Annotated in this window: 11 protein-coding genes; 1 reads left to right on the forward strand and 10 read right to left on the reverse strand. The window is 38.9% G+C overall.

Features of this window, described 5'->3' with window-relative positions:
- Positions 1-22: 22 nt before the first annotated feature.
- From E1I69_RS08025 to mnmH, 10 genes are all read right to left on the reverse strand, one after another.
- Positions 23-1,630: a PucR family transcriptional regulator gene (locus E1I69_RS08025; RefSeq protein ID WP_136379092.1), complete on the reverse strand. Its 1,608-nt coding sequence runs from the start codon at positions 1,628-1,630 to the stop codon at positions 23-25.
- 167 nt (positions 1,631-1,797) lie between these two features.
- Positions 1,798-2,010, reverse strand: a complete 213-nt coding sequence (locus E1I69_RS08030; RefSeq protein ID WP_136379093.1) for a hypothetical protein — start codon at positions 2,008-2,010, stop codon at positions 1,798-1,800.
- Between the two features lie 33 nt (positions 2,011-2,043).
- Positions 2,044-3,366, reverse strand: a complete 1,323-nt coding sequence (locus E1I69_RS08035) for a solute carrier family 23 protein (RefSeq protein WP_136379094.1) — start codon at positions 3,364-3,366, stop codon at positions 2,044-2,046.
- Positions 3,367-3,442: 76 nt separating this feature from the next.
- Positions 3,443-4,918, reverse strand: coding sequence for an NCS1 family transporter (locus E1I69_RS08040; protein WP_136379095.1), 1,476 nt, complete (start codon positions 4,916-4,918; stop codon positions 3,443-3,445).
- Between the two features lie 114 nt (positions 4,919-5,032).
- Complete coding sequence (hydA, locus tag E1I69_RS08045) at positions 5,033-6,451, reverse strand: dihydropyrimidinase (protein ID WP_136379096.1); 1,419 nt, start codon at positions 6,449-6,451, stop codon at positions 5,033-5,035.
- Positions 6,452-6,470: 19 nt separating this feature from the next.
- On the reverse strand, positions 6,471-7,754 hold the full coding sequence (gene preA, locus E1I69_RS08050; RefSeq protein ID WP_136379097.1) for an NAD-dependent dihydropyrimidine dehydrogenase subunit PreA: 1,284 nt from the start codon (positions 7,752-7,754) through the stop codon (positions 6,471-6,473).
- 27 nt (positions 7,755-7,781) lie between these two features.
- Positions 7,782-9,152, reverse strand: coding sequence for an NAD(P)-dependent oxidoreductase (locus E1I69_RS08055; protein WP_136379098.1), 1,371 nt, complete (start codon positions 9,150-9,152; stop codon positions 7,782-7,784).
- 315 nt (positions 9,153-9,467) lie between these two features.
- Positions 9,468-9,827 carry a hypothetical protein gene (locus E1I69_RS08060; RefSeq protein WP_136379099.1) on the reverse strand — a complete coding sequence of 120 codons (360 nt, stop codon included), beginning with the start codon at positions 9,825-9,827 and terminating at the stop codon, positions 9,468-9,470.
- 153 nt (positions 9,828-9,980) lie between these two features.
- Positions 9,981-11,225, reverse strand: a complete 1,245-nt coding sequence (locus E1I69_RS08065; protein WP_136379100.1) for a DUF5667 domain-containing protein — start codon at positions 11,223-11,225, stop codon at positions 9,981-9,983.
- Positions 11,226-11,396: 171 nt separating this feature from the next.
- A complete protein-coding gene (mnmH, locus tag E1I69_RS08070; RefSeq protein ID WP_136379101.1) occupies positions 11,397-12,458 on the reverse strand; it encodes a tRNA 2-selenouridine(34) synthase MnmH in 1,062 nt (353 codons plus the stop codon).
- A gap of 156 nt (positions 12,459-12,614) precedes the next feature.
- Here mnmH and E1I69_RS08075 point away from each other — a divergent pair, with 156 nt between their 5' ends.
- The gene (locus E1I69_RS08075; protein ID WP_136379102.1) at positions 12,615-13,721 is read left to right on the forward strand and encodes a CdaR family transcriptional regulator; all 1,107 of its coding nucleotides are present in this window, start codon (positions 12,615-12,617) and stop codon (positions 13,719-13,721) included.
- Positions 13,722-13,780 lie beyond the last annotated feature (59 nt).

Raw genomic sequence — 13,780 nt, forward strand, 5'->3', positions numbered from 1 at the left:
CACTAAAAAACCCACAAGTGGGTTATAAAATTTCCTTTTTCTCTTTTAATTGCTTGGATGATACTAAAAATTCGTATGATAAAATCATAAACTCAATCGCAAGTCGTTTTTCGTGATTCATAAAATCTGATCCTAGTAGTTTTTCAAGTTTTTGAATCCGGTGATATAGCGTTTGCCTCACAATAAATAAGCGCTTTGCAGTTTCTTGTTTAGAGCCGTTACATGATAAGTAGGTTTTGAGTGTTTCCATTAGCTTTCCATTATATTTTTTATCATAGGCGATGACTGGTTCTAAATATTCCAGGACGACTTCCTGTAAATCAATATGTCTATGAAGCAATGAAATTAGACGAAAAATATGTAAATCATCATAAAAATAACTCTGTGCTGGAGTAGACATCCGATTTTGAATTCGAATTGTTTCAAAAGCCGTTTGATAACTTTTATGCACATCTGTTAACTCTTCTACAAATTTTCCAATCCCAAATACCGGTTGGACCTTCGTTTTAACACGTTGTATGTCTGAGTTTAATAGCCTCTGAATCCCCTCCTGAACTCTAGCTTTCCATGTCGCAGTAGTTCGCTCGTTAAGCATAATAAAAACAATCGTGTTTCTTTTTTCAGTGACAAAAAGGGTAAAGCCACGCTGTTCAAAAATGGCCCTAGTAAACATTTTAAAATAGGTTAAATCACTTGTTGAATACTCGCCAATTGCACCCATTTTACAAATACAAACAACGGCTCCCTTTGGCTTACTTGTTGAATTCAATGCTAAATATTCATTGATGGACTCTTGGCTTTGTTCACCTTCTAACCAATCACTGATCCATTCAGTTGCCTCCACCTTTTGCTTTTCCTCGACATAGAGGTTGCGAAGAAAAAGCTGAGCAAGGGCTGTTGCTGTCCGATCTAGAATCAGGTGGTCAAATTCGGTTAATTCTCGTTCCTCCGTGATGATTGCTAATTCCGCATAGCGTTCTCCCAATAAATAGATGGTGCTTTTCGCCACATAGGTAGAATCGTCAGACGAAGAATTCATACATTCTACTAGTTTCATTTGTTTTTGTTCGGCAGCTTCTGGAATAAAGAGAGATTCATTGTTATTAAAGAGGATGATTACTTGAACATGGAGGTAGCTTCTAATAAATTTTAGGATGTCAACATAATGATCGATTGTTAATAAACTCTTATTTAATGCTTGTGAATAACTTTCTAGATTGGAAATCATTTGGTATTGGCGGTTAATAAGGAGTCCATGGATGTCTTGGGTAATTTCAACAAATTGTACTTCTTGTAAAAAAACGATAATTGGAAAATGGGACTTATTTGCAATGTCAATAATTTCTTGCGGGATCGATGAGGTATATGTCCCTATTTCTATACAGATTCCTGCTGCCTGTAAATCAATTAATTGCTCAATGACTGAGATGAATTTTTCCTTTTGATCTCTCCAAGCAACTCCAGTTGAAAGAATTAATTCATTTCCATTTAAAAGATTCCTAATATTGGTTACTTCAACAACGTGGACCCATTTTACTTGTCGTCCGAGCCCTTCTTTTCCAGCAATCACTTTACTGTTTTCAAAATGCCTTCGACTTAAAATATCTTCAACGGTAATAGATGATTTCAATCTACAGCTCCCCTATACTGAATTTTCAGACTACCTATATTATATACGATATTGTGAGAGAAATGGGGGGTTTTCCAATTTTTTCACCTCCGAAAATAAATATAAAAAAGCCAGTATCTTTTAAGTTAAAGATACCAGCCTTGACACGTTGGTCTCGATACAGACTCTTAAGCACCTTCCTGTTGTTGCTTAATTAGCATTACCGCAAAATACTTTCGCCCTTCTGGTGTAATAATGTGTAGAGTTTCTTTTTGCCCATTATTCTCAAAATCTACGAATGCTCCACTAAGGTTTTCGATTACACTCGTCATTTTATAGCCTTTTTGAAGTAAAAAATCGATTTTGTCTCTTTCTTGTAAAAAGATTTGGTATTCTGACATGTATGGTCACTCCTTTGTATCACACTTATTTTTTTATAGTGCAGTTGTTTTCTGGTCTAACTCAACCTCATACATATTGACTTCTTCCTCGGCTGCGCCTCCAGGTAAGGCCCAATTTAACAGAACCCCTAAAATAGCTGACAGAGCCATCCCATGAATTTCAAAGTTTGCTGTAAACTTCATGATCGCTCCACCAATCCCAACCACTAAAATAACAGATGAAATAATCAGGTTTCGCTTATCGTCTAAATCTACTTTACTATCAACGAGCATCCTTAATCCCGAAGCAGCGATAATTCCGAATAATAAAAGCGAAATTCCACCCATTACGGCTGTTGGTATCGAACTAATGAGTGCTGTGATTTTTCCGATAAACCCAAACAGAATGGCAAACACAGCAGCCCCGCCGATAACAAAAACGCTAAAAACTCTTGTGATGGCTAATACTCCAATATTTTCGCCGTACGTCGTATTCGGTGGACCACCCATTAAAGCAGCAAGCATCGTAGCAAGACCATCGCCCATAATCGAGCGATGTAAACCAGGTCTCTGGATCAAATCCTTACTTACAACCTTACTTAATACCATTTGATGGCCAATATGTTCAGATAATGTAACGATCGAAACGGGTACCATTAACGCTATAATACTTAATGTCACTGTGGGGGAATAATGAACAAATGGAAATAGGAAATCTGGCATTTCAAAAATTTTCGCTGACTTTACACCGGATAGATCAACCAATCCAACAATCGCAGCAAAAACATATCCACCTACAATCCCAATCAAAACGGGAATTAAATTTAAAAACCCTTTTAGGAAGATGGAACTTAAAATGACAATCAGCAAGGTCACCAATGCAACGGAAAAGTGAAGAAGACTATATTCACCATTCGCGTTATTCATTGCCATCCCTACTGCAGTTGGTGCAAGGCTAAGGCCGATTACTATGATAACGGGTCCAACAACAACGGGAGGAAGTAATTTAACCAGCCATTTATGCCCAGTTGCTTTAATAACCAAAGCAACAATCCCATATACGAGACCTGCTAAAAAACTTCCAATCATTGCGGCACCTGGACCATCTGCTGCCGTTGCAGCTATGATTGGCGCGATAAATGCAAATGACGACCCAACATAGGCAGGCACTTGCCCCTTTGTGATAACAAGAAAAGTCAATGTACCGATTCCACTTGAAATAAGGGCTACACCTGGGGATAACCCAACAAGATACGGAACTAAGATTGTTGCTCCGAACATGGCAAACAAATGCTGAATGCTTAATACTAAAAATTTCCCTGGAGGTGGTGTTTCATTTATCCCTAAAACAACCTTTTTTGAATCTGCACTGCTCATTCCGATTCCCCCTTTACTATTGTTTTGTCTATAGGGACTTAACCAGATCCTGTGTATACGTCCCTTTCAAGAAAAACTAAATCTTTGAATCTACTGTCGTTTCCGATACAATCACAACTTCTTCATTATCTGAGATTTCCCAGTCACGTCCAACAGTAATGCCTAAATATTTTTCATCATTTGGATCAACTATTTCTGCCTGGGTAAACTTTTTGAAATACCAATATTTTGCTAGTACATAATAAATAACTGCTCCCACACCAAATCCGACAAAGAACGAATATGCGGAGAAGAAATAAGCTGCAGTCCCTCCAATAATCCAAGCCATCATACCTGCCCAATTGACTCCATTTGAATATCTGTACTGTCCCTCACTCTCATAAAGCTCCGGAACATTAACTCTTCTCTTTCTAAGAACGTAATAGTCGGTAAATAAAATTCCTACAATAGCTGATAGAATTCCTCCAATTATAAGAAGAGCTGGAATGATGACTCCAAATAAATTCCAAGGCTGGACGATGATTCCTACAATACCTGCGGTGATAACCCCTGCCCAAAACGGGAATTTGGGTCCTCCTACATTGGAAAAGATCGTTGCTGCAGGTATGACGTTGGCAGATGTGTTGGTTGACCATTGTGCGAGTACAATCATTAATAAAAGGATAACGAGTACGAATCCTCCTGCTGCTTCCTGTAATGCAACAACAGGGTCATAATTTAAAACAGCCACATATGCAACTGCACCAATGATAATCATAAATAAGTTAACAAGTGGCATAACAATTACATTGCCCGCAATTTGAGCCTTGTTTCGTCTAAACCAATTTCTCTCATACCTTGGAGCTTTAAAAAATCTGGATAACGATGGCATATCTGCAGCAAGTGTTGCCCAAAAGCCCATGTTTGCCATAACCACAATCATAAATGCAGTGATAGCTGCACCTCCGGTAACTGGACTTTCCACCCACGTCCAAATGTCTCTGCCTTGATCAGCCGCCTTCCCAGAAAGAGAAATAAACATCCAAATCGAGATAAGGATAATGATTGGAGCAGCTAAATCTGCAAATCTCTCAATTGCCTTAATTCCAAGGGCTGTGTTTACTAACTGAAAGGTGGCAAACAATAAAAAGCAAATAAACCAGTTATCAAATCCAACGAGAGTTTTTAAAATAGCATTCATGGCGGTTGCACCAAAATAGGTATTAATTCCAAACCAACAAGAAGCAGTTACTCCCCGTACGATCGAGGGAATATGAGTACCGATTGTACCGAATGGAGCTCTCATATAAACGGGGAAAGAAAGTCCATGCTCTACTCCGATATCACCGATAAACGTCATGAAAATACCTATTAACACAGATCCTATAATCGTTGCAACAATCACCCAACCAAGAGGTAGATGCTTAATCCCGTCTCCTCCGATTGCAAAAGCAGCTAGTAAAATAGCCATGCCTACCCAAATCACAGAGAAACCGAATGCACTTATTCTCCTAGCCCCATGTCCGATTGGAAACAAATCTGGAGACTTCAGATAACTACTGCTTTTTTTCATTACAACACCCTTTCTGTTTATTATTTAAATATTCTGAATTATAATTACAAACACTCCCCTCTTCTCTTTTTCCTAAACGAAGGAAGGAGCATCCACTCCCTCCTTTCACTTACATTACACTGTAGCTGTTTGATCCTTTGTTATTTCATAATTTTCACCGTATTTTGCACGTTTAATGAATTGACCTGCACCAAGTTTTCCAACAAATTGTTTATCACGGACAACAAATTCCCCTCTAGATAGAACAGACACAGGTTCGCCGGTAAACTTCATGCCTTCAAAGGCACTGTAATCAACTGCCATGTGGTGGGTTTCAGCTGAAATGGTTCGCTCAATTGTAGGATCAAAAATCACAATATCCGCGTCTGCTCCAACGGCAATTGTCCCCTTCTTTGGATACAGTCCAAATAATTTCGCAACTCTAGTAGATATTAAATCTACAAACTGATTTAATGTAATTCTTCCTTTTTTGACGCCTTCTGAGAAAAGAACCGTTAAGCGTTCTTCAATCATAGGTCCCCCATTAGGAATTTTCGAAAAGTCGCCTACCCCTAGTTCCTTTTGGCCTTTAAAATCAAACGAACATTGATCAGAACCAAATGTCTGAAGCTGACCTGTTCGAAGTGCATTCCATAATACATCTTGATTCCATTTTTCACGTAATGGTGGGGACCAGACGTATTTCGCTCCTTCGAAGTTTGGCTTTTCTAGGTACGATTGATCGAGAACTAAATATTGTGGACATGTTTCCCCCCATACATCAAAGCCTTTCTCTCTCGCTTCAGTAATAGCTTTTACAGCGTCTGCACATGTAACATGAACGACGTAAAGCTGAGAATTCGCTAGTCCTGCGAAGGTTGCTGCTCTCTCAGTAGCCTCTCCTTCAATTTCTTGTGGTCTTGTTAAAGCATGATAGATTGGTTCTGTCTTTCCTTCACTGAGAGCCTTTTTTACAAGGTAGTCGATGACATCACCATTTTCAGCGTGAACCATGACAAGTGCACCTAATTCTTTAGCCGCAAGTAGTGTTTTAAATAAGGTTTCATCATCTGCCTGAAGGACATTTTTATAGGCCATAAATACTTTGAAGGACGTGATCCCTTCATTTTCAATCACGGATGGAAGTTCATTTAATACCGCATCATTTACTTCTCCAATTGACAGATGAAAGCCATAGTCAATCACTGCTTTGTCCTTTGACTTCCCGTGCCATGTATCAATCGCGTCTTTTAACGGCTCACCTTTATTGGATAAGCAAAAATCAATAACTGTCGTAGTTCCGCCAAAAGCAGCGGCAATTGTTCCCGTTTCAAAATCATCCTTTGTAACTGTCCCTCCGAAAGGCATTTCTAGATGGGTATGAGGATCGATTCCACCTGGAAATACATAGCATCCATTAGCATCAATTACTTCCGCACCTTCTGTCGAAAGATTCATCCCGATTTGGCTGATCACACCATTTTCCACTAGTATTTCTGCCTGATACGTATCTGTTGCTGTTACGATGGTTCCATTTTTAATAACCTTCTTCATCATAACCCTCCCCTAGAAATTACTTAACTGAGTCTACTTTACAACTAACCGCACCAAGAGCTGCCTGGCGCTCATTCCATGTCATTGGAGGTAAGCCACTTGGGACTTCAACCATTTCAATCGCACCATCCACCGGGCATACGATTGAACATAGGTTACAACCAACACAGTCCTCTTCTCTTACTTTAAGGATGTTGTATCCATTTCCATCCTTAAGCATATCGATACATTGATGCGAAGTGTCTTCACATGCAATATGACACTTATTACAATTTATACATATATCGTTATTGATACGGGCAACTATTTTATAGTTGAGATCAAGGTCACCCCAGTCTGAATACTTTGGAACTGTTTTCCCAACGATATCCATGACAGAAACAATCCCTTTTTGTTCGAGATAGTTATCCAACCCTTCAATCATGTCTTCCACAATTCTAAAACCATGATGCATAGCAGCCGTACACACCTGAACTCCTGAGGCACCCATGAGCATATATTCAACCGCATCCTGCCAGGTTGAAATTCCACCAATACCGGAAATCGGGATGTTGATATGTGGACTTCTAGCACATTCAGCGACCATATTAAGCGCAATTGGCTTTACAGCAGGCCCACAATACCCGCCATGGGCTCCTTTTCCTCCAACATGTGGAATCGTGTTCCACGTATCCAAATCAACGCCTGCTAGACTATTAATCGTGTTGATCATGCTAATCGCATCTGCGCCACCTCGAGTAGCAGCCTCTGCAGTAGCCGTGATATCCGTAATATTTGGCGTTAGCTTAACAATGACCGGTGTCTGTGCTACTTCTTTAACCCAATAGGTTTGTTGTTCTACAAGTGAAGGCACCTGCCCAGATGCTGAGCCCATTCCTCTTTCAGCCATGCCATGTGGACAGCCAAAGTTGAGCTCTAATCCATCTACGCCCACTTCTTCGACTCTTTTTACGATTTCATGCCATTTTTCTTGTTTCGGTTCAACCATTAATGAAGCTATGATCGTATGATTCGGAAAGAGCTTCTTTGTTTCTTTGATTTCTTTTAAGTTCACTTCTAGTGGACGATCCGAGATCAGTTCAATATTGTTAAAGCCCGCTACTCGCTGTCCATTAAAGCTTACTGCTCCAAATCGTGACGTAACATTTAAAATCGGGTCACCTAATGTCTTCCACACTGCTCCGCCCCATCCAGCATCAAATGCACGTTGGACTTGATAACCGGAATTTGTTGGAGGTGCAGATGCTAACCAAAACGGATTGGGGGATTCGATCCCTGCTAGATTAATTCGTAAATCTGCCATCGATAAACCTCCTTTTGCCTATATTTATTACGCGATTTCTGATACTGCACCAACCATTGCCTTATGAATGGCATATGCTGCATCCTTGCCTTGTTGTGCAGCAGAAACAACCATTGCTTCTCCTTGGCCTTTTCCAAAAATCACATCCCCACATGCAAATACTTTTTTATTAGATGTTTGAAGAGTTTCTTGATTGACTTTCACAACTCCCCCATCATGCTCAAGTCCAAATTGTTCGATTAGTTCTGTATATCTTGTTTGCCCAATTGCCTTAATCACCACATCTACCTCTAAAATGAACTCAGACCCCTCAACTGGTATAGGACGTCTTCTGCCATCTTCTCCAGGCGCACCTAGCTCCATTTTGATGCATTCAATTGCTTTAACGCGTCCTTGTTCATCCCCAATGATTTTCTTAGGTGCTGTTAACCATCTAAATTCAACACCATCTTGTTTGGCAAATTCATATTCAAAATCATAGGCAGTCATTTCTTCAATCGTTCTTCGATAGAGGATTTTTACGTTTTCTGCCCCTAACCTGACTGAGCATGTCGCACCATCTATTGCTGTATTCCCAGCACCGACTACGACAACCCTGCTACCTAGAAATCGATCTGTAATTGGCTTTGTTTTTGTTTCTTTTACAAACTCAATCGCATCATAGACCCCTTCTAATTCTTCACCATCGATGCCGAGGGAAGGGACCTTTGACATTCCAATTGCTAGAATGACAGCATCGAAGTTTTCAAGGATTTCCTCTACAGAAATATCCTCACCAACTCTCGTATTTGTGCGTATTTTCACATCTAAGCTTTCAACTTGCTTAACTTCCCAGTATGAAATTTCCTGTGGTAGTCTAAAAGAAACGATGCCATAGGTGTTCAAACCGCCAGCCTTCTCTTCTGCTTCGAAAATGGTAACATCATAGCCTAGTAATCCAAGTTCTCTAGCAGCTGAAAGCCCTGCAGGACCACCTCCGACAATGGCAACTGATTTCCCATTTTTCTTACCCGGTTCAAATAGTACCTGTTCATTTCGGATAGCCCAATCCGTTGCATATCTTTGTAAATCACCAATCATGATTGGTTTGGTGGAGTGGTTTAAGACGCAAGCCCCCTCACAAAGCTCCTCCGTAGGGCAAACACGGGCACAACTTGCTCCTATAGGGTTAGATGTCATAATTGTTTTTGCTGATCCTTTTAGGTTTCCAGAAGCGATTTTTTTAATAAAAGTAGGAATGTCAATTCCAGTAGGGCAAGCTGTTATACAGGGGGCATCATAGCAATAAAGGCAGCGATTGGATTCTTCAATAGCTTCACGGTTCGTTAGGCCAGGGGTCACTTCATTGAAATTCAATTTTAAATCCTGATACGAAATTCTTCCGTTTGAATGGCTCATAGATTTACCTCCTTCTTATAGTAAAAATTGCAAATGACAGAGGCACTTATTTGCAATTTTATAAACCCTTTAAATAGAAAGCGTTTTCAAAACATACCACTATTTACTTCAGAAATATAAACTATTGTCCTAAAAAAATGAACTTTGTGTCTATTTTACTTTCTTCCAGGTATGAATGCATTATACAGAATGTTAAAAGATATAAGCTGTTTTCCACTCATAATGTAAAAAAGAGCAATAGATTTGAATCACAACTAAGTGACTTTCAAACCTACGCTCTTTTTAACATTTCCGTTTTCCACTCATTTCGTGGAACTATTTTGCATTTGCTTCCCTATAGATCCATTCATTTACTGTCAAACTATACTTATCAAAAAATTCACTCTTAAAAGATTCCCACTCACCTAGGGATTCATAATATTTAGCCATCGTATTTTTCTTCCCAACCTTTTTGCCTCTAACCGTAAAGTCCTTTGATGGATAGTGGTGAACATCTCCATTTTTTTTCAGTTTTAAAGGTATAATCACGGAAAAATCAAAACCCATTTTTTTATCACGTACAACCATCTTCTTGGTGACATTGTTTTCCTGCCTATCGATAACCTGTGTCAAACAAAGAGCTCGCTCATTCTCAAACGCAAATTTGTTAGAACCCTTACTTTTAATGTTAATCATTTTATCCGTCCTCCTCAGGTAGGTACTCCTCTAATCATAACACATTAAAAATTTTTAGCTAATTTATGTAAAAAAGTCGATCTCGCCAAAAAGGAAAAAAGGATGAAATCGATTTGATTTCATCCTTCTAAAAGATAGTCCGTTACTTAGATTTTAGTTTTTTCCATTACCGTTGCCATTGTTTCCTTGGCCGTTATTGTTTCCATTGTTTCCTTGACTATTAGCCTTGTTCTTACCTGCATTGTGATTTTGGTGATTTTGCTTGTGTTCTTTAGCCTTTTGTTGTTTCTCAGCTTTTTTCTCTTGTGCTTGTTGTTGCTTTTCTTGCGCTTTTTGCTGAGCCTGTTCACGCTTTTCATTTACTTTTTCTTGTTTCTTTTCTACTACAGGAACAGGAGCAGCTACTACAGGTTGAACCTCTGTTTCAGTTGTTTCCGTTTCTTCTACTACTGGTTCTGTCGCAACTTCTTCAACTACGACTTCTTGCTCTACGACCGGTTCTTCAGTTGGTTCTTCAACCGCTTTTTCTTCTTTGTGTTTAGCAGCAAATCTTTTTGCTTTTTTCTCTAGTTTCGCAAGTTTTTTATCTAATTTAGCAAATGATTTTTGAATATTTTTCATTAATGCTTGTTGAGCAGTTGGATTTTTAACCTTTGCTAAAGCAGCAGATAATGCATCAATGTTATTTGCAAGCTTTACTTCTACTTCTGTTTTCTCAGAATCCTCAACTACAGTTTCTTTTACATCATCTTCTGCCACAACTTCTTCAGTATCAGCTGTTTCATCTTCAACTGCCTCTTCTTCTGTAACCTCTGTTTCTTCAGTTGCAGGCTCTTCTGACTCTGTTAAATTTTCTGTTGCAGATTCCTGAGTTTCGATTGCTTTTTGAAGAAGTTCTTCAGCTTCTTCTGTTTTACCCTCAGCAAATAGAGCATTTGCTTCAGCAATACGCTCAGCCGCAAAATCAGCTAATAGTTTTGCTTCCTTATAATCATCAACAGTGACTGCAAGACGTACTTTTTCAATCATAATTTTTACAAAATAAAAGAAATCGCCAGGTACTAAAGAAGGTGCTTCTTCAGCTTGAACTTCCTCTTCAGTTTCCTCTTCTTCTGCAACTTCTCCATCTTCTGTTGCCACTTCTTCAGTAGCGTCTTCCTCACTTACTTCTTCACCTTCAGTTACTTCCTCAGTTGCTTCTTCACTTAAGTTATCTTCGATTACTTCTTCCTCAGCTACGACATCTTCAGCCGTACCGTAATTAACCGGAATTTCTTCAACACCTGTTTCTTGTGTTCCGTCTTCGTTAGCAAATGCAGCAGGTGTTGCCAATGAAAGAATAAGTGCTGATGCTACTGTACCGCTAATGATAGACTTCTTGAATTTGTGCTTTGTCATCTATTAGTTCCCCCTAATTTTGAATTACGATAAAAAACATTCGACGAAAGCTGACAAGTATATGTCCGTCTTTTCCTAGAAAAATAATATATGATTCATTAGTCTAATGAAATGCTAAATAATTACCAAAAAACCTAGTGCTAAGGGCACTAGGTTGTAGTCGTCTTAACGTTAATTCGTAGGAGCTTTTGTAATTTTTTCAGCGATAAATTCTTCGATCATTCTTGTAGCTTCTTCCACGTTTTTCACATGTAAGACAGTACTTCTGTCTTCAGCTATTTGTTCCGCCGTATAATGGTATCTCGGGTCATAATAATATTCCAATAGTAATTTTACAGCTGAATTGTAATCTCCGGTTTCAAGATCTTTTTCAATCTGCGCTGCAATTGGAGTGTGAATTCTTCTTTTAATTCGTTGGAATGCCGACATGCACTCTTTCGGAAATTCCCAAGGCCGATAATCTTCTAAAATGTTTAAAACCCGCTCCTCCATTGGTAGGTCAACAAAAATATGATACCCTTGTTCTTTAATGTTTAGTAAAAAATCGGGTAATGTTGCTCTTCCAACTCGCTTGCTTTCAGCCTCCAATAAGACATATGGAGAATCTTTCAGTTCAAGTGCACGCTCCACAAACATCAGATCAAACACCTTTTGATTATGTGGATTTTTCCCAATCATCCCGAACACTGATCCACGGTGGTTGGCCATGCCTTCTAAATCCATGACCGGATAGCCCTTTTCTTGAAGATCATTTAAAATTTTTGTTTTTCCCGAACCTGTATATCCATTTATCACTAAAGCCTTTGGCTTAAAATTGTTCTCAAGCTCTTCTAAGTTTTCAACGACCCAAGTCCGAAACCCGCGAATTCCTCCGATCAGGCGTTTTGCATTGATTCCCATTAAATCAATGAGTGTTGCAGATGTCTTACTGCGCATTCCACCACGCCAGCAATAAACGACCTTCTCCTCCTCAGGAAGATTTGCAAACTCCTTGATAAAGTTCGGAAGCTTGGCAGATACAATTTCAAGTCCTTTTTCCATCGCAGCATCTGGATTGATTTGCTTATAAACTGTCCCTATTTCAGCCCGCTCTTCATCAGTAAATATCGGGATATTAACACTGCCAGGTATATTGGATTCGGCGAATTCAGAAGGTGAGCGCACATCAACAATTGCAAGTGGCTTTTTCTTCTGCAACTCCCTTAATTCATCAACTGATATATCTTGAAACATTTTTTTTCTTCCCTTCAAACATATCTATCTACACTATGTCCACATTTTACACTCTCTATTATAAAACAGAAAAACATCATTGGCTTAAAAAATGCAATTACAATAATTTTTTGAAATGATAGAATTGATATAATACGTTGGATCGGAGGACTTTTCATGCTTATACCATCACTTGCAAAAAAAATTATTAACGAAGTACGCAGACTAATTAATGAGGATATTATTATTGTAGATATTTCAGGGACCATTATCGCAAGTACGGACACGAGCCGAATTGGCCGTTTCCATGAAGGTGCGCTCCTCGCTAGTCGGGACCAAAAGAAAATGATCATTACAAAAGACATGGAAAGTCACTTAGAAGGTGTAAAAGCAGGTATCAATTTACCCATTTTGTTTAAACAAAAGGTTGTGGGCGTAATTGGTATTACCGGAAATCCTGATCAAGTTTCTGCGTATGGGGAGCTTTTGAAAAAAATGACCGAGTTGCTAATCCAAGAGAGCTATTATGCGGAGCAAATCGAAATGGAATCCCGTGCACTTGAAACCTTTGTCTTTGATTGGGTTCAAGGTAAAGAAGAATCAGGAGAATTTATTAAACGTGCGGAGCATCTACATATTGATATCGAACGGAAACGTCAGGTTGTTTTTGCATCTATTAAAAGTAACACAGAATTTCCAATTCAAAATATATCAAAAAGACTTCAGCAAAGCACCTTTTTAAATGAAAATGAGATTTTTGTCAGATGGGGAAATGAACAGTTTCTCCTCCTGTTAACGGACCGGTCAAAAGAACAAATCCAAAAAGCTCTTCAAAAACTAAAAAAGGAAATAGAAGCCTCTTTTTCTGTTAAGGTTTCGTTTGGGATTGGTAGTGAGCATTACCTGCTAAGACAATCTTTTGATGAAGCTGACCGAGCGCTTCAGGTCGCAAAACAGACGAATTCAATCCAGTTCGACGATGATTTAAAATTGGAGATGCTCATACATGAAACGAGTGGTCATGTCCAGGTGGAATATGTTAAGCGGACAATCGCTAAACTTCTGGGCGATTATGATTTGCTCCTCACCCTTCTTGAATATACGAAACAGAACCAGTCCATGAAAGATACCGCGGAGGCTCTTCATATTCATGTGAATACTCTTTCATACCGTTTTACAAAAATCGAAGAGAAAACCGGTTTGCACCCAAGAAATTTTGTGGATTTAACAACACTTTATCTCGGGCTTTTATTATTGGATAGATCCATAAAAATAGTCGAATAATCTCTCTACTATTTGTAGGTTTCTACATAGCGGATTCTTCCGCTTTTTTTTATGCTTAT

Source organism: Bacillus timonensis, assembly GCF_004799755.1.
Lineage (GTDB): Bacteria > Bacillota > Bacilli > Bacillales > Bacillaceae_L > Ferdinandcohnia > Ferdinandcohnia timonensis_A.